Genomic DNA, 23,089 nt, shown 5'->3' with positions numbered 1-23,089 from the left:
TTCGCTCGAGGCTTAGGTGCGGGCCCCTCCTGCCGGTGGACGGCCCAAAGCACCGGCCATAGAATCAAAATTCAGGGAGCCCCGGCGTCCGTCGCCTTTCTTCCCGACGGGCGTGGCCGGGGAACATGCTGAAGGGTACTGAATGCAACGGATGACCAGGCGGATCGTCGCCGCCGCGGGACTCAGCGCCCTGATCGCGCTGCCACTGTCGCCGGGGGTGGCCCACGCCGCGGATCCCATCGACTTCCCGGACGGCGAGACGGTGGTCGACCAGGCCGGGGTGCTCCAGCCCACCGACGTGAGCGACGTCGAAGCAGCCATCTCCGACCTTGAGGCCGAATACGGGTACACCGTCAACGTGGTGTACGTGGACACCTTCACCAGCCCCTCCGATCCGCTGTCGTGGGCCATCGAGACAGCACAGGCAAGCAACCTCGGAGCGGATGACGCACTGCTCGCTGTCGCCGTCGACTCGGGCCAGGCACGGTTCATCGCCAGCAACGGCACCGAGGTCGAGCCCCGGACCGGTGAGATCTTCAGCCAGCAGATCGACCCCCAGCTCGACGGGCAGAACTACGCGGAGGCGGGTATCGCCGCCGTGGAGGGGACCGAGGCGGTCCTGGCCGACCCCGGCGGCGGCCCAGGTGCAGGAACGGCGGGCGACGGCGGCGGGGGCGGCGCAGGGTTCCTCATCGGCCTCGTGGCACTCGCCGGTGCCGGCAGCTACTTCTTCATGCGTTCGCGCCGGCGGCGGCAGGCCGCGCCCAAGGAGATCACCTACGGTCCGGGGCAGGCTCCCGACGGCGCCGTCGTCGACCCGCTCGCCTCGCTCAGCGTGGAGGACCTGCGCAAGCGGGCAGGAAGCCTGCTCGTCGCCGCCGACGACGCCATCAAGTCCAGCGAGCAGGAGCTCGGCTTCGCCGAGGCGTCCTACGGCGAGGCAGCGGTCAAGCCCTTCGCCGCCGACATCGCCGCCGCCAAGGTGCACATGAGCGAGTCGTTCAAACTGCAGCAGCAGCTCGATGACCACATCCCCGACACCGAGGAACAGCAGCGCGCCTGGCTTGGGGACATCATCCGGCGCTGCGAGGCGGTCAATGAGTCCCTGCAGGCGCACAAGGCCGACTTCGATTCGCTGCGGGAGCTCGAGCGGAACGCCCCGCAGGCCCTCGAGGCCGCACGCAGCGCCGCCAACGCGGCCGGCACCCGGTTCGTCGCCGCGGAGGAGCGCCTGACCGCCCTGCGGCGCCGGTACGCCGGCACGGCCACCTCCCAGGTGCAGGACAACGTCGATCAGGCCCGCGAGCGCCTCGCCTTCGTGGAGAGCGCCGCCGCCGAGGCCCGGACGCGGATGGACGCCGGTGAAACCGGACCCGCCGTCGTCGCCGTGCGCGCCGCCGAGGAGTCCGTCAGCCAGGCCAACCTGCTGCTCGATGCCATCGACAAGCGGGCCGCCGAACTCGAGGCCGCCCAGGAGGAGCTTGACCGGGCGGTCACCGACACCGTGCAGGACCTCGCCCAGGCGACCGCCATGGTGCGCACCGGGCGCCACGACGACCTCGTCGGGCCGGTGGCGGCGGCGGAGTCGGCGCTGCAGACTGTGCGCTCGCAGCGCCAGGCCGGCCCGATCGACCCGATCGCCCTGCTCGAACGGGTCGAGGGCGCCCACCGCCAGCTCGACGCGGCGATCGGCGGAGTGCGCGACCAGAGCGAGCAGGCCCGGCGGGCCCGCGAATCCCTCCAGCACACCCTCCTGGCGGCTCACTCGCGCATCTCGGGGACCGAGGACTACATCCGCGCACGCCGCGGCGGCGTCGGCAGCGAGGCCCGCACGCGCCTTGCGGAAGCCGGGCGCAACCTCGACTACGCCGTCGGCATCCAGGACTCCGACCCCGTCACCGCCCTGTCCCATGCCCAGCAGGCGGTGATGCTCGCCGAGCAGGCGGCACAGCTGGCCGAGCAGGACGTCTCGGGCTTCGGCGGACGCGGGTACGGCGGCTACGGCGGGTACGGAGGCCGGCGCGGCGGTGGTGACGGGATGGGTGGAGCCCTGCTCGGCGGGATCCTGCTCGGCGGGCTCCTCAACGGCGGCGGCGGACTCTTCGGCGGCGGAGGCGACGGCGGCGGGGATGTCTTCGGCGGCGGAGGTTTCGGCGGCTTCGAGGGCGGAGGCGGAGGCTTCGGCGGCTTCGACGGAGGTGGAGGCGACTTCTAATCCCGCGGCGGCAGCTCCGGCGCCGCCGCACCAGTACTCACGGGAAACATTCACAGATCGAGAGGGAACCTCATGGTAAAGCAGTCAATTTTCGGCCGGATCGCCCAGCTGGCGAAGGCAAACATCAACTCCGTGCTCGACCAGGCGGAGGATCCGCAGAAGATGCTGGACCAGATGGTCCGCGACTACACCAACAGCATCGCCGAGGCCGAAAGCGCCGTCGCCCAGACCATCGGCAACCTCCGGATGATCCAGGACGACTACAACGAGGACATGGAGAACGCCCGAAGCTGGGGCAACAAGGCGCTGGCCGCGTCGAAGCGGGCGGACGAGTACCGCAGCTCCGGCGACGCCGTCGACGCCGAGAAGTTCGACAACCTCGCCAAGGTCGCCATCCAGCGGCAGATTGCCGCGGAGAACGAGGCCAAGGGTGCAGAGCCCACCATCGCCTCCCAGACCGAGATCGTCGACAAGCTGAAGACCGGCCTGAACCAGATGAAGGGCAAGCTGGGCGAACTCACGTCCAAGCGGGACCAGCTCATCGCCCGCGCCCGCACCGCCCAGGCCCAGCAGCAGGTCCACGACGCCGTCAAGAGCATCGACTTCCTCGACCCCACGAGCGAGGTGGGGCGTTTCGAGGAGAAGATTCGGCGGGAAGAAGCCAAGGTGCGCGGGCAGCAGGAGCTCGCCAGCTCAAGCCTCGATTCGCAGTTCGAGAGCCTCGAGGACCTCGGGGAGCAGTCGGAGATCGAGGCACGGCTCGCCGCGCTGAAGTCCGGCGCCCCGGCCCAGCCGCAGTCGGCCATCAGCCAGGGCACGGAGACGACCGCCCCGTAGCCCCTGCGCCGTAGCGCAGCACCCGGAAAGAGAGCCGCAGCGTCCGCGCTGCGGCTCTCTTTCTGCAAAGACGTCCGGGAGCCGGTGCCTGGTGCGGTGGGGCGGTGAGGCGGCTGTGACCGGTACCGGCGAGGCTGCTGCGGCGGACGCAGCGTCCCGGCGCCGGCGTGCCCGGCCCGGCCGCCTGGATCTCCGGCCCGCAGCACCCGGCCGGCGGGTACATTGGGGACCATGGCCGTAACCGTTGTGTGGCTCCGAGATGACCTGCGACTGTCCGACAATCCCGCACTCCACGAGGCGGCATCCCGCGGTGGGGAGGTCGTTGTGGCCTACATCCTGGATGAGGAATCCCCCGGCATCCGGCCACCGGGCGGCGCCTCCCGGTGGTGGCTTCACCACTCCCTCGCCGCCCTCGCCGAGTCCCTCGAATCCATTGGCGTCCCCCTGGTGCTCCGCCGCGGTCCCGCCGGAACCGTCCTGCCCGCCCTGATCAGGGAAACCGGCGCCGAGGCCGTGCTGTGGAACCGGCGCTACGGGCTCGCCGAACGGGAACTTGACGCCTCCCTCAAGGCGGAGTGCGCGGAGTCCGGCGTCGAGGCCTCGAGCTTCCAGGCCAACCTGCTCTTCGAGCCCTGGCAGGTACGCACCGGATCGGGCGAGCCCTTCCGCGTATTCTCCCCCTTCTGGCGCGCCTGCCTGCGGGAACCGGAGCCGCGGCAGCCGCTGCCCACCCCGGAGCGCCTCACCGGCCCGGCGGTGCCCTCGGACGATCTGGAGGACTGGGGGCTTCTCCCCACCCCCGACTGGGCGCAGGGCCTGCGGGAGATCTGGGTCCCCGGCGAGGCGGGGGCCACCGCCCGCCTCGCGGACTTCCTCGACTCCCTCGTCGAGGGCTACGCCACCAACCGGGACCTTCCCGCCGTCGACGGCACCAGCCGGCTCTCGCCGTACCTGCGCCATGGCGAAATCAGCCCGTTCACCGTGTGGCACGCGGCCCGGGCGCGCAGTTCCGGCCCGCTCGCCGAGGACATCCGCTCCTACCTTTCGGAGATCGGCTGGCGCGAGTTCTGCTGGCAGCTCCTGTACTTCAACCCGGACCTCGCGACGGTGAACTACCGGCCGGAGTTCAACGCCTTCGCGTGGGAGGCCGATACCGGCGCCGAGCTGAAGGCGTGGCAGCGGGGCCGCACCGGCTACCCCCTGATCGACGCCGGAATGCGGCAGATGTGGCAGATCGGCTGGATGCACAACCGGGTGCGGATGGCGACGGGATCGTTCCTGATCAAGAACCTCCTGATCGACTGGCGGGTCGGTGAGCAGTTCTTCTGGGACGCGCTGGTCGATGCGGACGCCGCGAGCAACGCCGCGAACTGGCAGTGGGTGGCGGGGTCTGGAGCCGATGCAAGCCCCTACTTCCGGATTTTCAACCCTGTCACCCAGTCGAAGAAGTTCGACCCGGACGGCGCCTACGTGCTGCGCTACGTACCGGAACTGGCCGACGCCGAGAACCTGCACGAGCCGTGGAAGGGCTCCGCTCCGGGCTATCCGCCGCCCGTGGTGGACCTCGCCGAGTCCCGTCAGCGCGCGCTGGCCGCGTTCAAGGCCCTCGGCAGCGGCTGAGCCGCCTCTGGGGCGGCAGTCCCAGGATTGGGCCTGTGGTTAAAGCAGAAGGTCCCTGCCAGTTTCCTGGCAGGGACCTTCTTTTCGTTGCGGGGACAGGATTTGAACCTGTGACCTCTGGGTTATGAGCCCAGCGAGCTACCGAACTGCTCCACCCCGCGGCGCGGTCTCAACATTACCGGCCGCGGAGTGGAGAGGCAAATCGGTGCCCGTGCCGGGCGGTCTAGCCGTTGCCGCCTTCGGCCTGCTCTCCGGAGCCCTCACCCTCGGCCGGGGCCTCGCCCTCTGCCGGGGCCTCCCCCTCGGCCGGGGGAACGACGGTGCCGGTGATGGCGCCTTCGGCGTCCAGCGCGCGCTGCAGGGCGGCGTTCAGCTTGTCCTGGGCTGCACCGTAGGCCGCGAAGTCGCCCTCGGCCAGTGCGGTCCGGCCCTCCTCGATGGCCTCGTTCGCCTCGGTGAGCGCATCGCGCAGGGCCTGCTGGGCGGTCGGATCCTCGGCGGGGGCCTCCGGCGTGCCGGGGGCGGGCGGGGTCTCCCCCGCGTTCTCCGAGTCGCCGGCGCTGGCACCGGAGTCGCCGCCGAACACCTGGTCGAGCGCCTCATCGAGGGTCGGGGCGAAGCCGACCTTCTCACCGAAGCTCGCCAGCACCCGCTGGAGCGTCGGATAGGACGACGCCCCGGAGGACTGGACGTAGACCGGCTGCACGTACAGCAGGCCGCCGCCGACGGGCAGGCTCAGCAGGTTTCCGTTGATCACCTCGGAGGCACCCTGCCGCAGCAGGTTAAGCGCGTTGGATACCGTCGGGTCGGAGTTGAAGCGGTTCTGCGCCTGGCCGGGGCCGGGCACCGAGGTCGAGCGCGGCAGCTCGAGGAGCCGCAGCTTGCCGTAGTCCTCCGATTTCACCCCGGCCTCGTTGCCGGCGTCGCCGACGGCCGAAAGGAACCCGTACAGCACGTTGCGGGCTTCCCCGCCGGGCTCGACGAAGGGGATGAACGGGGTGGTGAGGGAGAACGCCGCCTCGTCCTGGCCGGGCACCTTCAGGGAGAGGTAGAACGGCGGCTGCTTGACGTCGGCGCTCTCACCCTCCGTGGGGTCGTCGGGAACGCTCCAGGCGTCGCTGTTGGCGAAGAACACGTCGACGTTGGTGACGTGGTAGCGGGCCAGCAGTTCCCGCTGCACCTTGAACTGGTCCTCGGGGTAGCGCACGTGGGCCATCAGCTCGGCCGACATCTCGGTGTAGGGCTTGATGGTGGTGGGGAAGACCTTGCTCCATGCCTTCAGGACCGGGTCCTGGTCGTCCCACGCGTAGAGCTCGACCGAGCCGTCGTAGGCATCGACGGTCGCCTTCACGGCGTTGCGGATGTAGTTGACCTGGTCGGCCGGCAGCGGGGTTGAGAGGTTGTCCGCCGTCTGCGAGTCGATGGTCGCCGACTCGAGTTCCTGCTGCGTGGAGTAGGGGAAGAACTCGTTCGTCGTGTACCCGTCGACGATCCACTTGACCCGTCCGTCGACGATGGCCGGGTAGGAGTTCCCGTCGACCGTCAGGTACGGCGCGAGCTTCTCGACGCGCTCGCGCGGGGTGCGGTCGTAGAGGATCTGCGACTCGCTGTTGACCGCGTCCGAGAGCATCAGGTCCGTCGACTGGAACTTGATGGCGTAGACGAGTTTGTTGAAGAAGTTCCCGACGCTCGGGCCGCCCTCGCCCGCGAAGGTGTTCTTGGACTCCTCGTCGGAATCGTCGCTCTGCGGGCGGTCGATCTCGCGGGGCTCCGCGCCCTCGGGGGCACCGACAATCGAGTATTCGGGGGACGCTTCGCCGAAGTAGATCCGCGGCTCGTAGGACTCATCGCTGCCGAGCACCCCCGAGGAGGGGATGCCGGAGAGGGTGAAGGAGGGCTTGCCGTCGGCCTCGACGACCGAACCGCGGGCCGCGACGACGCCGTAGCCGTGGGTGTAGAGCACGTGCTCGTTGACCCAGCCGGCGGGAACGCCCTCGGGGTTGAGTTCGCGGGCGGCGATCACGGTGTCCTGGACCTCGCCGTCGACCGTGTACCGGTCGACGTTCAGGGTCGGCGGGAACTGGTAGTACTGCCGGAACTGCTCGAGCTGGCTGAAGGCGTCGGAGACGAGGTTCGGATCGAGGAGGCGGATGTTCGCCGTCGTCTCCGCGTCCTCGCGCAGCGCCCCCGGCTCCGCGTCCGTCGTCGCGTTGTAGGGAATCGCCTCGACCTTGTCCAGCCCGTAGGCCACCCGGGTCAGGTCGATGTTGCGCTGGATGTACTCCCGCTCCAGGGTCAGCTCCGACGGGGTGACCTGGAAGCGCTGGACCACCCAGGGGTAGACACCCCCGGCGAGGATCGCGGTGATGATGAGCATCGCCGTCCCGATGATCGGCAGCCGCCACCGGCCGATGACTGCGGCCACGATGAACAGCACGGCCACGAGAATGGCGGCGACCGCGAGGATGGCCTTGGTGGGGATGACGGCGTTGACGTCGGTGTACAGGGCGCCGGTCCAGCGTCCGCCGGTGTTCTGCAGGGTCGCATACCGGTCGAGCCAGTAGTTCAGGCCCTGCAGGACGAGGAACAACGCCGCGACGACGGCGATCTGGACCCGGGCGGCCCTGGTGGTGAACAGGCCCTTCTCCTCGAGCCGGATCCCGCCGTAGAGGTAGTGGGTGAGCACCGCGGCGATCGCGCTGATGATGGCGACGCTGGTGAGGAAACCGATGAGGAAGCCGTAGAACGGCAGGGAGAACATGTAGAAGGAGAAGTCCAGGCCGAACTCCGGGTCGGTGTCGCCGAAGGGCTCCTGGTTGATGAACAGGAGGACCTGCTGCCACTGGGAGGCGGCGGCCGTTCCGGCGAAGGCGCCCAGGACGAGGGGGATGCCGAGCATGAGCAGTTTGCGGATCGGCTCAAGCTGCGCCTGGTAGCGGTTGAGGTTGTCCTGCATGATGCTGTCCGGCGCGTAGATCGGCCGGCTGCCGTAGGCGATGCGCAGGCTCGCGTACACCGCGCCGGCCATGATCACGAAGGCGGCCACGAACAGGGCGATGCGGGCGAGGTTTTCGGTGAGGAAGACGCCCAGGAAGCCCAGCTGGTTGTACCAGAGGATGTCGGCGTAGACCTGCGACAGGTACACGAAGGCGATGACGATGACCGCGAGCACGATCGCCGTGGGAATCAGGGGGCTGCGTCGTCGGGCGGGTGCGGTCGCGGTTGAACTCGAGGGGCTCGGCCTGCTGCCGAAGGGCCGGTCTGGTCCGGATGTCACATTTACCTCATCGTTGGCGGCTGTGGGTCACGACGACGAGCACACAACGGTCTGCCGCAGGCCCCACGGGCCGGAAACATGGCGCAGTCTCTGCCTTCGTGGTTCCATTCTGCCCTGTTCCCGCGCGGGCGGTGCAACTGGGTGTCCAATTACGCCGCTTCACCCGGAATCGTTCCACAATCGTGTCCTGAACCGGGGCCGGACGCCGGCGACAGAGGAGGTCAGCGGCAGGTCGGCAGCCCGGAACCGTCCCGGCCCGAGCCCAGCACCTCCACGGCGTTGACCGCTTCCTCGAGGGTCGCCACCTTGACCACCTTCAGCCCGTCCGGTACGTGGCCGATCACCTCCGCGCAGTTCTCGGCGGGGGCGAGGAAGAACTCGGCGCCGTCGTCGCGCGCGCCGACCAGCTTCTGCTGGATCCCGCCGATCCCGCCGATCGCCCCGGTGGAGTCGATGGTGCCGGTGCCCGCGAAGTGGCGGCCGCCGGTGAGGTCCCCCTCGGTGAGCATGTCGATGATCCCCAGGGCGAACATCGATCCGGCCGAGGGACCCCCGACATTGTCAAGGGCGATCGTGACGTCGAAGGGGAACTCGAACTCCGAGGTCAGCAGGACCCCCAGCTGGTAGTCCCCTTCCGGTGACTGCTTCGGCGTAACCGATACCTTCTCGGGGGAGCCGGCCCGGAGGACCCCGAGGTCGACCCCGGCGCCGCCGGTGTCGGCCAGGGTGCTGCGCAGGGTGTCGATGTTGCGCACGGCGGTGCCCGAGATGGAGGTGATGGTGTCGCCGGGCTCGAGGAGGCCCTCGGACGCCGACCCTTCGGCCAGGTCCACGACCGTCAGCGACTCCTCGTAGGGGATGTCGAGGTGGCCCAGCGCCGCGGCGATGGCGGATTCCTGCGAGGAGATCATCGAGACGGTGTTGCGTTCCTCGATCTGCGACCGTGTCGTCCCCGGGGCGTAGACGAGCTCCTCGGGGCGCACTGTTTGCTCCGGGTCGATCCACGCCCGGAAGGCGTCGAAGATGCTGACGTCACCGTTGGGTCCGCCGCTGACGTACACGGTGGTCAGGTCCAGCTGTCCTTCGGGGGTGAAGGTTTCCCGGCCGGAGATTTCGATCAGGGGCTGCGACCTTGCCTCCCCGATGGTGTTGAACGTCGGGCCGGGGGCTTCCAGGACGTACGGGGCGGGCAGCAGGACCGCCGCGGCGCCAAGCGCCAGCGTGAGCGCGCCGGAGGTCACCATGGCCCTGACCCGGGGGTCGCGGGGGCGCTCCGGCTCCACGGGCTCGTAGGTTCCGGAGCGGACGGGCTGTGACACGATACGGTTTCCTTTTCCCTGGCACGGCCTGTTCGGGCTGCGCCAGCGGGGCACGGGATGACGGGGGAATCTGCTCTACAACCCTAAACGGTTCACGTCCCGGCACCGTCCCGGGCGCGGTATTTGCCCTCAGCGAACTCCCGGAGGGGTTCTAGGACAAGCCCGCTCCCCTGCCGGTAACGTTGGCACAACAACTGCGCGGACCGGTGCCACGGCATGCAGGACGGGCAGGCCTTTTCAGCGACTTCCAGGACCGGTGGTATTAGTGACCAACCCATCCAACCCCTCCAACGGCGACGACTCCCCCAAGGATCCGCTGTCGGAAATGATCGCGAGGCTGCTCGGCGGCGACGCCGAGGGATTCGACCCGCGGGAGATCGCGAAGGCGGCCGGACTGCCGTCGGACCCCCAGGCGATGGCGATGATGATGCAGCAGGTGCAGGCCATGTTCTCGGCCCCCAGCAGCGGACCCGTGAACTGGCAGCTGGCGCACGAGCACGCCCGGCGGGTGGCCGCGTCGGAAAACGACCCTTCGGTGACGTCCCTGCAGCGCCGATCCATCGACGAGGCCCTCCGCCTCGCCGAAATGTGGATCGACCCGTTCACCGCGTTCCCCGCCACCGGTCAGCTCGGCCGGGCCTGGTCCAGGGCCGAATGGATCGAAGCGACGATGGGCACCTGGCGGCAGCTGACCGAGCCGGTGGCCGTGAGCATCTCCAAGGCGCTCTCGGACACGCTCTCGGAGCAGCTGCCCGATGAGATGAAGTCGATCCTGGGGATGGCAGGCGGCGGCGCGTCGATGTTCCAGAACATGGGCGGGGCGATGTTCGGGATGCAGCTCGGCCAGGCCGTGGGCGCGCTCTCCAAGGAGGTGCTCGGCTCGACCGACATCGGCGTCCCCCTTGCGGACGGGCAGATGGCGCTGCTCCCCGCGAACGTGCGCTCCTTCGGGGAGGGCCTGGACATCCCCGAGCAGGAGGTGACCCTGTTCCTGGCGGTCCGCGAGGCCGCCCACGTGCGCCTGTTCACCCAGGTGCCCTGGCTGGCCGGGCACCTCATGGGCACCATCGAACGGTATGCCCGCGGCATCCACATCGACATGACGAAGATCGAGGACGCCGCCCGCGACATCGACCCCACCAACCCCGAATCAATGCAGGCGGCCCTCTCCCAGGGGGTCTTCATGCCCGAGCGCACGGCGGAGCAGGACGCGGCGCTGTCCCGGCTCGAGACGGTGCTGGCCCTGGTTGAGGGGTGGGTCGACGAGATCACCGCGGCGGCCACGGTCAACCTCCCTGCGGCGGCGGCGCTGCGCGAGACCGTGCGGCGGCGCCGGGCGAGCGGCGGGCCGGCCGAGCACGCCTTCGCCTCCCTTGTGGGGCTTGAGCTGCGTCCGCGCCGGCTGCGCGACGCCGCAGCGCTGTGGGCCCATCTCACCGAGGAGCGCGGACTCGAGGGCCGCGACGCGATCTGGGAGCACCCGGACCTGCTGCCCACCGCCGAGGACCTCGACGATCCGGCGGGCTTCACCGCACGCCGGCAACTCATCGAATCGGCAGGATCCGACGTCGACGCGGCACTGGAGCGCCTGCTCGCGGGCGACTTCGAGAAGCCCGCTGCCCCCGAGGAGGGGCCCGACGGCGGGGATGAGCCTCCGGCCGGGGACGGCGGCACCGACGGACGCACTCCATAGCGGCGGACGGACCCGTTAACGACAAACGCACCGGTTATTGCCGGTGCGTTCGTCGTTAAGTGGCGCGTTCGTCGTGAGGTGCCGCGTTCGTCGCCCGGCGATCCCGGGGAGCGCCTCCGGGTGCGGTTAGCGCCCAGCCAGGCCGTGGTCGGCCGCGAAAGCCGCCCCGGCGAGGAAGGCCTTCGCCTTCTCGGTCTCCGGATAGGACTCCAGCAGGCGCCAGAAGGCCCGGCCGTGGGACGATTCGATCAGGTGCGCCATCTCGTGCAGGATCACGTAGTCGACCACCCAGCCGGGCATCCCCTGGAGCTTGTGCGAGAGCCGGATCGACCGGTGCGCCGGGGTGGCCGAGCCCCACCGGGTGTTCTGGTTGGTGACCCAGGCGATGGTGTCGGGGATGCCCCGGCCCCCCAGGTAGCGCCCGGCCAGCTGCCGGGCGCGCTGCGCGAGGGCACTGGGGTCGGCGTCCGTCGCGGCGCCGCGGCCCTGGAGCTTCGACACCATCCGGGCGACCCACTCCTGCTCCTGGGCCCGGGTGAAGGAGGCGGGGATGGAAACGATCACCGTCCCGTTGCGCACGTCGGCGCTCACCGTGCGCCGGCGCCGCGCCGACCGGCGCACCTCGACCGGCAGTGGCCCGGCCGGGGCCGCCGGCTCAGTCATTGCGGCTGATGATGTCGATGACCGCTTCGCCGTAGCGTTCGAGTTTGGCCGAGCCGACCCCCGCCAGTTCACCGAGCTCCTCCAGGGTCTGCGGCTTGGCCTCGGCGATGGCGATCAGGGTGGCGTCGGTGAAGACGACGAACGCCGGAACATCCTTGTCCCGCGCCTCCTCGAGGCGCCAGCCGCGGAGCGCCTCGAACGTCTCCTCGCGGTACGTTGCCGGGCAGTCGCCGCAGCGGCCCATCTTGCGCTCGGAGCCCGTGCTGAGCGCCTTCCCGCACACCCGGCACACCGCCGGTGCCGCGGCCTTGCGTGCCTTGCGCGCGGCCGGCTGCCGGAACGGACGGCCGCCCGCCCCGGCGGGGCGGAGGGCGTCGAGGAACCTCGACGGTTTCCGGCTGGCCCGCCCCCCGGGTGAGCGCGACGTCGACCAGGACAGCGCAAGGTGGGCCCGCGCCCGGGTGATGCCGACGTAGAGCAGCCGGCGTTCCTCGTCGACCGCTTCCTGGGTGTCGGCGAAGGAGATCGGCATGAGCCCCTCGCTCAGGCCCACGAGGAACACCGCATCCCATTCGAGGCCCTTGGCGGAGTGCAGCGAGGCGAGGGTGACGCCCTGAACCGTCGGCGCGTGCTGGGCGGCCGCCCGCTCCTCGAGTTCCGCGACGAACATCCGGAGGGAGAACGCCTCCCGGGTCCGGGAGAGCTCGTCGGCCAGGCCGACGAGCGCGGCAAGGGATTCCCACTTTTCCCGGACCGCCCCCGAGGTCTGCGGCGCCGTTGAGGTGTAGCCGAGGGAGGCAAGGACATCGCGCACCTGCTGGGGGACGTCGTCGTTGCCTTCGGTCCGGGCCGCCGCCCGGAGCTGCAGCAGCGCGTCCCGCACCTCGCGGCGGGCGAAGAAGCGTTCCCCGCCGCGCAGCTGGTAGCCGATGCCGACGCTCGCGAGCGCCTGCTCGTAGGCCTCGGACTGCCCGTTGGTCCGGTAGAGGATCGCGATTTCGCTCGCCGGCACCCCGGCGGCCAGCAGTTCGCCGATCTTCCGGGCGACCTCGGCGGCCTCGGCGTCGTCGTCGCTGCATTCGGTGAACACCGGTTCGGGCCCTGCCGGGCGCTGGGCGATGAGTTCGAGCGGCGCCGACCAGGAGGTGGCCCCGGCCCGGCGGTCCACCTCGCTGCTGCGCGCGGCGAGGAGCGTGTTGGCCAGCCGGACGACCTGCGGCGTCGAGCGGTAGTCGCGCACCAGGCGCACCACCTGGGCGCCCTCGTAGCGGCGGGTGAACTCGAGCAGGTGCCGCGAGGTCGCGCCGGTGAAGGAGTAGATGGTCTGGCTGGCATCGCCGACGACGCACAGCTCCTGCCGGTCGCCGAGCCACAGGTCGAGGAGGCGCTGCTGCAGCGGGGAAACGTCCTGGTATTCGTCGACCACGAAGTGGCGGTACTGGCCGCGGACGGTCGCCGCGACCTTCTCGTCCTCCTGCAGGATCCCGACGGTGGTGAGCAGGACGTCCTCGAAGTCGATCAGGTTCCGGTCGAGCTTGAGGTCCTCATAGGCCGAGAAGATCCGGGCGACCGTGGTGAGGTCCATGCCGGCGGGTTCGGAGCGTCCCGCGGCGGCCGCGACATAGCTGTCCGGCATCAGCATCGACACCTTCGCCCACTCGATTTCGGCGGCGACGTCGCGGATGGCCGCACGGTCGGTCGAGAGGCGCAGCCGCCGCGCGGCCTCGGCGATCAGTTGGGCCTTGTGGTCGACGAGCGCCGGCAGCGGCCCGCCGACGGCCGAGGGCCAGAAGTACTGGAGCTGGCGCAGGGCCGCGGCGTGGAAGGTGCGCGCCTGGACCCCGCCGGCGCCCAGGTCGCGCAGCCGTGTCCGCATTTCGGCGGCCGCCCGGGCGGTGAAGGTGACGGCGAGGACCTGCTGGGGCTTGTAGACCCCGGTGTGGACGCCGTAGGCGATGCGGTGCGTAATGGCCCGGGTCTTGCCCGTGCCGGCCCCGGCCAGGACGCACAGGGGCCCGGCGAGCGTGGTGGCCACCGCGCGTTGTTCGTTGTCCAGGCCCTCGAGGATGCGTTCTTCCAACGGCTGGTCGTTCACGGCAGGCGGGCCCCGTCCGGTTCGTGCTCAAGCGGTCCGCCGTACCAGCGCTCGATCAGGGCGCGGGCGATGGAGATCTCCCCCGCCACGGTGATCTTTCCGTCGCGGAGTTCCTCGTGCAGCTCCCGGCGGGTGAACCACCTCAGGGTTTCGATCTCGATGCCGTCCGGGGTCAGGGAGGTCCCCGCCGCCACGGCGGTGTAGCCGAGCATCAGGGAGGCGGGAAACGGCCAGGGTTGGGATCCGAGGTACTGCGGGGAGTGCACGTCGACGCCGGATTCCTCGGCCACCTCGCGGACAACGGCCGACTCCAGTGACTCGCCGGGTTCGACGAAGCCGGCGAGGGTCGAGAACCGGTTCTCGGGCCAGGACACCGCGGAGCCCAGCAGGATCCTGTCGGCGTCGTCGATGACCGAGACGATGATCGCGGGGTCGGTGCGCGGGTAGTGGAGGGAGTCATCGAGGGGGCAGCGGCGCACCCACCCGCCGTCCTCGGGCACGGTGGGGCTGCCGCAGCGGGGACAGTGGGTGTGGGTCCGGTGCCAGTGCGCCAGGGCTGCCGCCTCGACGAACAGGCCGGCGTCGCGGGCGTCGAGGGAGGCGGCGACGTCGCGCAGGCCGTGCCAGTCCTCCCGGGGCGCAAGGGCTTCATCGACCCCATCGAGCATCACCAGCACCACGTGGCTGCCGGCCGCCGGGGCGCCGGGCAGGATCCGGCCCAGGTAGACCGGGTTCTCCGGCCGCGCCACCTCGGCCGTCCCGAAGAGCCGCAGCGCCCCGCCGGCGAGCGGGGTGCGCCCGTCGGCCAGGACCAGCACCAGGGTCCCGGGCGCGTCCCACAGCAGCCCGAAGAGGTTTGGGGTGAGCCGGAAATCGGAGCCGCGGTCGGCGTGGGAGCGGGCGAGGGGAAGGGAAACGAGCGGCGGCTGGAGGAGGGTGCGCAGGGGTTCGCTCATGCATCTACGGTACTAACTCGGTCTCCCAAAAGACATTTGGCCCCCGCGGCGGTGGAGGAGAAGTCGCGGATATTCAAGGCATCTGGCGACTCGCCGCCGCTGGATTCTCCCGTCGTGCACTGATGCACCTACCGTTGACAATGTGAAACGGACTCCCATGGAACTTGCTGCCATTGCCAGCGCCGCTGTGCCTGGGCTCGCACCCACCGGTGTTACCGGAGCCCCGGATGACAGCGCCGATTTCGATGCCGCCCTGCTGGTCGACGCCGCCGGCAAGCAATGGAGGGTCCGCTCCCCCCGCCACCCCGAGGCCAGCATGCGCCTCGAGACCGAGCTGCAGGCCCTGCGGGCGTTCACCCCCGCCGTCCGGGCCGAGCTTCCCTTCCTCATCCCGCACATCGCCGGGAGTGTCCGCCAGGGCAACCTGAGCACATTCGTCTATTCGCACCTCGAGGGCAGCACTCGAGACCTCGAATCCCTCGCTGCGGGGGGCCGCGGCATGGCGGCCGAGATCGGCCGGGCGCTGGCGGCCATCCACGAACTGCCCAAGGCCCTCGTGCAGCGGGCCAACCTGCCAAGCTACGAGGCGAACGAGTTCCGGCAGCGCAAGCTCAACGAACTCGACCAGGCGGCGACGACCGGCCGCATCCCCTCGGTCCTGCTGCGGCGGTGGGAGCACGCCCTGGAGGACGTCACCCTGTGGCGGTTCAGCCCCACCGTTGTCCACGGGGACCTGCACGAGGACCACCTCTTCGTCTCGGGCAGCCGGATCTCCGCCGTGACGGGGTGGACCGACCTGCGCATCGGCGACCCCGCCGACGATTTCGCCTGGCTCGCCGCCGTCGCCGACCCGGCGTTCGTTGATTCGGTCTACGCCGCCTACGCCAAGGCCCGCGGGGCGGCCGACCCGCACCTGGCCCGGCGTGCGTCCCTGGCCGCGGAGTTCGCCCTGGCGCAGTGGATGGTGCGCGGGCTGGCCATGGAGGATCCCCAGATGATCGCCGAGGCCCACGACATGATGGCCTCCCTCGAGGCGGATGTCGTCGCGTTCGACTCGGCCCCGCAGGGCGGGGTCGGGAACGGCGCTCCAGGCGGCGCCACGTCCGCGGCCTCCAACCCGGCAGCGGCGGCGGCCGGCACGACGACGGCGGCAGGCAGCACCGGAGGGCCGGAGGCGACGGTGGCACCCACCGTGATCACCCCGGCGATGATCGCACCGATCGTCGTTCCCCCTACGGTTGTCCCGGCACCGGCCGCCCCGGTGTCGGCGCCCGGGCGGCCTGATGACGGACCGGCCGATGCGCAGGACGGTCCGGCGGAGCGCTCCGGGGACGAGCCGGCCGGCAGCGCCGGAGCGGACTCCCAGGGCCAGCGGACCGGCAGCCGGGCCGCCGCCGGGGCCTCCGGCGGGCACCCCGGCAGCCCGCAGGACACTCTTCCGGCGGTGACCCTGCTCCGCCCGGCGGGGGCCGCCCCGGCCGGTGGGTCGACCGACCACCTGGCCACGTCGGCCCTGCCGATCATCTCCTCGCACCGCTAGGGTCCGCCGGCTCCCCGGCCCGCTCTCAGGGCCGGCCCCTGAGCCGCCCGGCCCCGGCCCGCCCCCCAGAGCGGTCCTGTCCCACCCGGTCCCGGCGGCCCGCCTCCCGGAGCGGTCCTACCCGCCGAGTTCGACGGCGGCGGCGATGATGCTTTCGAGTTCCGCCTCCCCGGCGAGGTCGTGCGGGCGGATCAGTGCGTTGTCCGCGACATAGAAGAACGCCGCCCGGACGGACTCGAGCGGAACCTCCTTGAGCCGGGCCCAGGCCAGCCGGTAGAGGGCGAGCTGGACCGACTTGGCGGCCCGTTTGGCCTCGCTGGGCGGCCGCCCGGTCTTCCAGTCGATCAGGTCCCAGGTTCCGTCGGCGTCCCGGAACACCGCATCGATGCGCCCGCGCACGATGACGCCTCCCACCTTCGTCTCGATCGGCACCTCGATCCCGGCGGGGGTCCGGGCGGCCCAGGTCGAGTTGCGGAAGATCTCCGCCATGTCTTCGAGTCCCAGCGCCTCGTCGACATGGGCATCGGCGGCGCCCGGGTACTCCCCCAGGTCGAGCATGCCGCTGGTGCCGTAGAACTCCTCGATCCAGGCGTGGAAGGCGGTTCCCTTGCGGGCCGCGGAGCCGGGCTGGCGCGGCACCGGCCGGCGCAGCTGCGCCAGCACCGCGGCGGGGTCCTCCCCCAGCTCGACGAGCGTTGAGGCCGAAATGTGGGCCGGCAGCGTCACCGGGAGTTTTTCCTCGTCCTGGGCGCGCCGGGCAAGGGCGAGTTCCACCTCCCGGCTCCACCTGCCGTCCGGAGCCGCCCATGCCTCCCGGGCCTGCGCGTCGGCCTCCGCGAAGGCCCGCGCCGCGTGCGCGACGGCGTCCGCCGCCCCGGTCAGGGCCGGCCGCCGCGGACCGAGCGGATCCACGGGCCAGGCCGCGCGCTGCGGGACGGCGGCGGCCGGATTCTCATCGCCCTCCTCGTCGCCGGCGAGCCAGTGCAGGACCGTGAACCCTTCCTCCCCCTTCTCGGCCAGGGTCAGCAGGTCCAGCAGGTAGCCCGAGGCCGGGGTCGGGCGGGTGCGTCCGCCGCCCCACGCGGAGGAGGTGCAGACCAGCACGTGCTTGGCCCGGGTGAAGGCCACATAGGCGAGCCTGCGTTCCTCGCGTTCGGCGTGGGCGCGGGCGTCGTCGGCGTAGCGTTTTTCGCTCTCGAGCCACTCCTTGGGGTCGGGCTGGTCCCAGTCCCAGTGGGGCAGCTCGGGCGCGTCGCCGCGCAGCGTCCAGGGTATGGCCGAATCGCCGCTGCTCCACCGCGAGGCGGTCCCGCTCGGGAAGGACCCGTCATTGAGCCCCGGAACGAGAACCACATCCCATTCGAGGCCCTTGGAGGCGTGCACGGTGAGCAGTTGGACCGCATCGCGGCTGGCCTCGAGCTGGGTGACCGGAAGCCCGTCCTCCTCGGCGTCGGCCGCCTCGAGCCAGGCCAGGAAGGCGGGCAGGTCGACCCGCTCCGCCGTCGAGGTGAATCCGGCCACCGCTTCGGAGAAGGCATCGAGGTTCCGGCGGGCGTCGTGGATCCCCACACCGGGCTTGGCCGCCACCTCGATGTCCAGGAGGATGCTGCGTTCCACCTCCCCGATGATCGTGCCGAGGTCGTCCCCCACGTAGTCCCGCAGCCGCCGCAGCTCGTCGCGGAGGCGCGCGAGCCGTTCCCGTCCCGCGGCGCTCAGGCTGCGGCCGGCCGCGGACTCCCAGCCGTCCGGCGGGAGGTGGTCAACGGCCTCGACCAGGCTGCCGCTCTCGGCGGCGTCCGGCGCGATGACGGCGCCGTCCCCGGCCGGCTCCTCCGCCGCGCGCGCCGGGCGCCCGGCCGCCTCCCGGCTGCGGGCGAGCTGGCGTGACCAGTCACCGAGCGCCATGAGGTCGGCCGGGCCGAGCCGCCAGCGGGCCCCGGCGAGCAGCCGGAGCATTGAGTCGGACCGGTCGGGATCGCCAAGGACCCGCAGCACCGCGAGCATTTCGACGATTTCGGGGGTCCGCAGCAGCCCGCCCAGCCCGACGATCTGCACTGGAACGCCGTTCCGCTCGAGCTCGCGGCGGATCGGCTCGAACTGCTTCCGGCCCCGGCACAGGACCGCGATGGTCGGGCGCAGCTTGTCGCCCTGTTCGTCGCGCTCGAAGCTCCGGCGGGAGTGGAACATCACCTCGGCCGCAACGGCCTCGGCCTCGGTGGCGGGCCGCCGGGGTCCGCTGGGCACCGGCCCGGGTCCACCCGCGGCGGGGCCGCCAGCGGGCGCGTCCGCGAGGAACCTGCCGATCCGCACCTCCCCCACCGGTGCGCCGGGCCGGGCAACCAGTCCGGGTACCGTCAGTGACGGCGCGGACCGGAGCCACGGTGCGGGCACGTTCAGGGCGGCCGAGACGGTGTTCGCGGCCGCCAGGATCGCCGTCGAGTTCCGCCAGGCGACGGAGAGGTTCGATACCGGGGACGGCGCCAGGGGCCCGCCCGGCGCCCCCACCGGGAACGCGGTGCGGAAGGTGCCCAACTGGCCCGCCGACGCTCCCCGGAAGCCGTAGATGGACTGGTGGGGATCCCCGACGGCCGTGACGGCCCTGCCGTCCGCGAAAAGACGCGAGAACAGGACCATCTGGGCGTGGGAGGTGTCCTGGAACTCATCGAGCAGGACCACCTGATATTTCTGCCGTTCCATCTCGGTCGCCTCGGGGATCTCCTGGGCGATCCTCGCCGCCAGCGCCACCAGGTCACCGAAGTCGAGCTGCCTCCGGGCCAGCTTCGCCGCCGCGTACTGGTCGACCAGTTCGGTGACGCTCACCCTCGTTTTCAGCTTGTTCAGGAGGTTCACCGCCGCCAGCGTGGGCCTGCGCGCGGACGGGGCGGACTGCAGCCGCTCGATGGCGTCGATGTGCTCCCGCAGGGCCGCGCGCACCGCCGAGGGGGGCGTGAGGTGTTCGGCGCACTCCCCGGCCATGCCGAGGACGGCGTTCACCAGCGTCGACTTCGCCGCGGTGAAGTGGCTCCACTCCCCGCTGTACGCCTCGACGACCGACACCGCCAGCTGCCAGGCCTGTGCCGTTCCGAGCATGACCGAATCGCGCTCCACCCCGATGCGGAGCCCATAGTCCTGGACGATCCCGTTGGCGAACGAATGGTAGGTCGACACGGTGGGGTCGAGCCGGTCCGGCCCCGCGGCGTCCGGCCCGTCGAGGGTGCGGTACAGGGCCGCCAGGCGCTGCCGGATCCGGGTCCCGAGCTCCCCGGCGGCCTTGCGGGTGAAGGTCACCCCGAGGATCTGCTCGGGGCGCACCAGCTCGTTGGCCACGAGCCACACCACCCGGTCCGCCATGGTCTTGGTCTTGCCCGACCCCGCTCCGGCGATCACGAGCAGCGGCTCCAGCGGCGCCTCGATGACGCGGGCCTGGTCGGGCGTGGGGTACTGCACGGGCGAGCCCGGGTCGGTGTGGAGCAGCTCGGCCAGCGCGCGGGCCGAGAACCGCATGCCTTCCGCCGGGGTGCCGGCAGCGCCGTCCGTGCCTTCTGCGTGCCGGCCGGCCGGCTGGTCCTGGACCCGGGTCATTCGGTCACCTGCTTTCCCTCGGCGCACAGCGGGCAGATCTCCGGGAGCCGGCACCCGCTGCCGCCGAAACCGGACCGGCCCGGGTCGTGCACCGAGTCGAACTGGGCCGCGGCCATCAGCAGCGCCGCCTGCCCGATCATGTCCGTCGCCCAGGTGTCCCCCGGCTCCAGGGGAGGCTGCTCCTGCACGGCGGCGCCCTTGGCCGTCGTCCCGAGCTGCACCAGCGCCGCGCCGCCCGGGGTGTCCGAGCCGGCGGCCTCGAGCAGTCCGCCCCCGCTCACCGCGGCCTGGTACGCCGCCAGCTGGGGGTGCTGGCCGAGCTCGGCCTTGGCCGGCGCCGACTTGCCGGTCTTGAGGTCCACCACCACGAGGCGCCCCGCGGCGTCGATCTCGAGCCGGTCGATCTGGCCCTTGAGCCGCGCGGTGCGTTCGGCGTCGCCGGCGGCCACGGGGATATCGACGGTGAAGTCGACCTCGGTCGCGACGAGCGAGCGGCCCGCCTGGCGGGCGTCCACGACGTAGGCGGCGAGCTTGCGCACCATCGTTTCGGCCCGCCGGTAATCGATCTTGCCCTCCCAGTTCTCCTTCATGCCCAGCGTGGGCCACCGGCGCTGCAGTTCGGCGAGGTACTCCCCGCCGCTGGCCTGCGGCAGGTCCTGGGCGATCTGGTGCACGAGGGTTCCCAGGGAGCGGGCGAAGTCGGTTGCCGGTTCCCCTCCCGCGGCCGAGACGAACCAGTTCAGCGGGGAACGGAGCACCGCTTCGACCTTGGAGGGGGATACCGGGATGGCCGCGTCGGGCGGCACCACCGGGTCATCGGAGCTCAGCGGCAGCAGCCCCCACCACTGGGAGGGGTGCGCGCCGGGCACCGGGGGCGAGACCCCGGCCATCCGGCCCAGGTGCAGTGCCGCCTCCGCGGCAAGTCCCGGGCTGCGGCCCGGGTCCTGGACGAACTTCCGCAGCTCGGCCACCAGGGCCCGCAGGGTCAGCGGCCGCTGCACCTCGGTGCGGGCGCGTTCGTCCACCCCGGGCGGCAGCGGGTCCACCAGGTCGAGGAACTGCGAGGGCTGCTCGTCCGGGGAGGACACCCCGATGCACAGCAGCTGCTCGGTGGCGCGGGACACCGCGGTGGAGAAGGTCCGCAGCTCGTCGAACCGAATGTCCTGCAGCAGGCTCAGCGGATCGCGGTGCCGGCGGAAGGAGGGGCCGTGGTCGAGCAAAGCCCGGAGTTCGCCCGAGCCGAGCAGCTCCCCGCGCAGCCTGAGGTTGGGCCACACCCCCTCCTGCAGCCCCGCGACGATCACCAGGGGCCAGTGCCGCCCGGCGGCACTGGCGGGGGTCAGGACGGACACCGAGGCCCTGCGGTGGGCGCGGGGGGCGAGGGTGTCCATCGGGAGTTCCTGGCTCAGGAGGTACTCGAGGAAGAGCCCGGCCGGGGCCCCCGGCATCTGGTCGACGAAACGCTCGGCGGCCTGGAACAGGGCGAGGACAGCGTCCAGGTCGCGGTCGGCACGTGCCGAGGAAGGCCCCTCGGCGACGGCGGCCGCGGACCAGGTGGCGGACAACCCCGAGGCGGACCACAGGGCCCACACCACCGACGCCGGGTCGCCGGCGGCGGCGAGCGCGTCCCGGCCGGCCTGGATCATCCGGGCGACGCGTTGGACCGGACGCGCCTCCCGGGGCAGGGTGCCCGCCGGCACCGGCGCCGACAGCAGCTCGACGAGGAGTTCGTCGCTGGTGCGCCCCCCGCCTTCGGTGAGTTCCTCCCGGCGCAGCACCTGGCGCAGGCGCCGCAGCTCGAGCGGGCTCGCGCCGCCGATGCGCGAGGTCAGCAGCGACACACACAGCTCGGGGGTGATTTCGGTGGCGCCGACGACCACCGAGAAGATGTCCAGGAGGGGCCGGACGGCCGGTTCGTCCCGGATCGCCGTTTCGGCGGCCGGCACGTTGACGGCGAGCCCCTGGGCTGTCAGGAAACGCTGCACCGCCTGGACCTGGCCGCCGTTGCGCACGATGACGGCGATGTCATCGAAGCTCCGCCCGTCGTACAGGTGCGCCTCGAGGATCCGCTGGGTGAGGTAGCGCTGTTCGTGGAAGACGGAGTCGACGAGGTGGACCTCGACTCCCGGCGTCCCCTCCCCCGCCGCCGTCCCGGGGCCGGCGTGGGCCGGTCCCGGCCGGGCGCCCTCCGGTGCCGGCCGGCCCGCCAGCTGCCGGTAGGCGCTCCCGGCGCCGGCCGTGGCGATGCGGGAGGCGACGTTCCGCCACGCGGCCAGGAGCGGTTCGTGCAGGGTGAAGGAGGTGGGCAGCACCACTGTGCGCAGCCCCCGGCCGGCGTCGAGCAGTTCCTCGAGCCGCCCGGTGAGTTCGGGGCGGGCCCCGCGGAAGCCCTGAACGGCGGTGTCGGGACAGGAGGTGATGACCGCTTCGCTGCCCCGGGCCAGCAGCCCCAGCAGGGCATGGATCGCCGGGTTCGCCTCCTGGTAGTCGTCGACGAGGACCAGCTTCAACCGCTCCCGTTCCTCCGCGAGGAACTCCGGATCCTGCTCAAGCAGCTGCCGCGCCCCGGTGAGGATGCCGGCCGGGTCGAAGGCCTCGGGCATCCTCAGGTCGAGGACGTCGCGGTACTCCTGGTAGAGGGAGGCGGCCGCCGACCAGTCGGGCCGGTCAAAGCGCAGGCCCCACTCGTGGAGTTCCTCCGCCGAGGCTCCGTATTCGCTGACGCGGTCGAACAGTTCGCGGATTTCCTGCCGGAACCCCCGCGTGCCAAGGGCGAGGGCAAGGCTGGCCGGCCAGGCCGGTGCGGGGGCGCCGCCGCCGCCGTGCCCCGCGAGGAGTTCCTTGATGATGAGGTCCTGTTCGGCGCCGGAGAGCAGCCGGGGCGGACGGCTCAGGTGGGGCATCCGGCCCTCGATCTTCGCCCGCCGGATCAGGTCGAACGCATAGGACCCCCACGTGCGCGCCGGGGCGGTGCTGAGGCTGCGGTCGAGGCTGCTGGTCAGCTCATCGCGCAGCCGTGCGGCCGCGGCGCGGGTGGGCGCCAGGAGCAGGAGCCCGGACGGCTCGAGCTGGCCGGAGTTGATGCGGTGGACCGCCAGGTCGACCAGCAGCCGGGACTTCCCGGAGCCCGGGCCGCCGAGTACCAGCGTCCCCCCGGGGCCGGGCGGGGCGGTGACGACCGACGCCGCGTCCGCGAGGCCGCGGGGGCCGCCGGAGGCCCGCGCGTCCGGGAACGGGCCGGAGGGGGCGTCGGTTCCGGGGCCGGCAAGGGTGGTGGTCATGCCTTAAGCCC

Annotated in this window: 12 protein-coding genes and 1 tRNA gene; 5 read left to right on the top strand and 8 right to left on the bottom strand. The window is 71.6% G+C overall.

The annotated features are described in order from the left end of the window. Positions 1–142: 142 nt before the first annotated feature. The 3 genes from ACX80W_RS04805 (at position 143) to ACX80W_RS04795 (ending at position 4,672) form a co-directional block, all read left to right on the top strand. Complete coding sequence (locus ACX80W_RS04805) at positions 143–2,215, top strand: TPM domain-containing protein (protein ID WP_459280929.1); 2,073 nt, start codon at positions 143–145, stop codon at positions 2,213–2,215. Between the two features lie 72 nt (positions 2,216–2,287). Then, entirely contained in the window at positions 2,288–3,052 is a 765-nt protein-coding gene (locus ACX80W_RS04800; protein ID WP_159617998.1) for a PspA/IM30 family protein, read from the top strand. 231 nt (positions 3,053–3,283) lie between these two features. Continuing rightward, a complete protein-coding gene (locus ACX80W_RS04795; protein WP_459280926.1) occupies positions 3,284–4,672 on the top strand; it encodes a cryptochrome/photolyase family protein in 1,389 nt (462 codons plus the stop codon). A gap of 87 nt (positions 4,673–4,759) precedes the next feature. Here the strand turns inward: ACX80W_RS04795 and ACX80W_RS04790 are convergent. The 3 genes from ACX80W_RS04790 to ACX80W_RS04780 form a co-directional block, all read right to left on the bottom strand. Beyond that, positions 4,760–4,833, bottom strand: a tRNA-Met gene (locus ACX80W_RS04790). Positions 4,834–4,895: 62 nt separating this feature from the next. Next, positions 4,896–7,949 (bottom strand): UPF0182 family membrane protein, encoded by a 3,054-nt coding sequence (locus ACX80W_RS04785; protein WP_459280924.1) that lies wholly within the window; start codon positions 7,947–7,949, stop codon positions 4,896–4,898. A gap of 221 nt (positions 7,950–8,170) precedes the next feature. Then, positions 8,171–9,268, bottom strand: coding sequence for a YlbL family protein (locus ACX80W_RS04780; RefSeq protein ID WP_459280922.1), 1,098 nt, complete (start codon positions 9,266–9,268; stop codon positions 8,171–8,173). A 325-nt stretch (positions 9,269–9,593) separates the two neighbouring features. Between ACX80W_RS04780 and ACX80W_RS04775 the strand changes: the two genes are divergently transcribed. Next, positions 9,594–10,961, top strand: a complete 1,368-nt coding sequence (locus tag ACX80W_RS04775; protein WP_459281354.1) for a zinc-dependent metalloprotease — start codon at positions 9,594–9,596, stop codon at positions 10,959–10,961. Between the two features lie 126 nt (positions 10,962–11,087). On the opposite strand, the gene ACX80W_RS04770 is transcribed toward ACX80W_RS04775, so the two are convergent. Genes ACX80W_RS04770 through nudC form a run of 3 tightly spaced genes read right to left on the bottom strand, consistent with a single transcriptional unit; the run spans position 11,088 to position 14,675 of the window. After that, positions 11,088–11,624 carry a M48 metallopeptidase family protein gene (locus ACX80W_RS04770; protein ID WP_459280920.1) on the bottom strand — a complete coding sequence of 179 codons (537 nt, stop codon included), beginning with the start codon at positions 11,622–11,624 and terminating at the stop codon, positions 11,088–11,090. After that, the gene (locus ACX80W_RS04765) at positions 11,617–13,704 is read right to left on the bottom strand and encodes an ATP-dependent DNA helicase UvrD2 (RefSeq protein WP_459280918.1); all 2,088 of its coding nucleotides are present in this window, start codon (positions 13,702–13,704) and stop codon (positions 11,617–11,619) included. Before ACX80W_RS04765 ends, ACX80W_RS04770 begins: the two co-directional genes overlap by 8 nt. Before the next feature lie 11 nt (positions 13,705–13,715). Next, positions 13,716–14,675 carry an NAD(+) diphosphatase gene (gene nudC, locus ACX80W_RS04760; protein ID WP_459280916.1) on the bottom strand — a complete coding sequence of 320 codons (960 nt, stop codon included), beginning with the start codon at positions 14,673–14,675 and terminating at the stop codon, positions 13,716–13,718. A 157-nt stretch (positions 14,676–14,832) separates the two neighbouring features. Between nudC and ACX80W_RS04755 the strand changes: the two genes are divergently transcribed. Further along, the gene (locus ACX80W_RS04755; RefSeq protein WP_459280915.1) at positions 14,833–16,215 is read left to right on the top strand and encodes a macrolide 2'-phosphotransferase; all 1,383 of its coding nucleotides are present in this window, start codon (positions 14,833–14,835) and stop codon (positions 16,213–16,215) included. A gap of 117 nt (positions 16,216–16,332) precedes the next feature. Here the strand turns inward: ACX80W_RS04755 and ACX80W_RS04750 are convergent, their stop codons facing one another. Continuing rightward, positions 16,333–19,797, bottom strand: coding sequence for an ATP-dependent helicase (locus ACX80W_RS04750; RefSeq protein ID WP_459280913.1), 3,465 nt, complete (start codon positions 19,795–19,797; stop codon positions 16,333–16,335). Continuing rightward, a complete protein-coding gene (locus tag ACX80W_RS04745) occupies positions 19,794–23,078 on the bottom strand; it encodes an ATP-dependent helicase (RefSeq protein WP_459280912.1) in 3,285 nt (1,094 codons plus the stop codon). The genes ACX80W_RS04750 and ACX80W_RS04745 overlap by 4 nt, the downstream gene beginning before the upstream one ends. Positions 23,079–23,089: the final 11 nt, after the last annotated feature.

It is taken from the genome of Arthrobacter melezitosi (assembly GCF_054511055.1).
The sequence above is the reverse complement of the archived record's forward strand: the minus strand, read 5'-3'. Positions and strand labels throughout refer to the sequence as shown.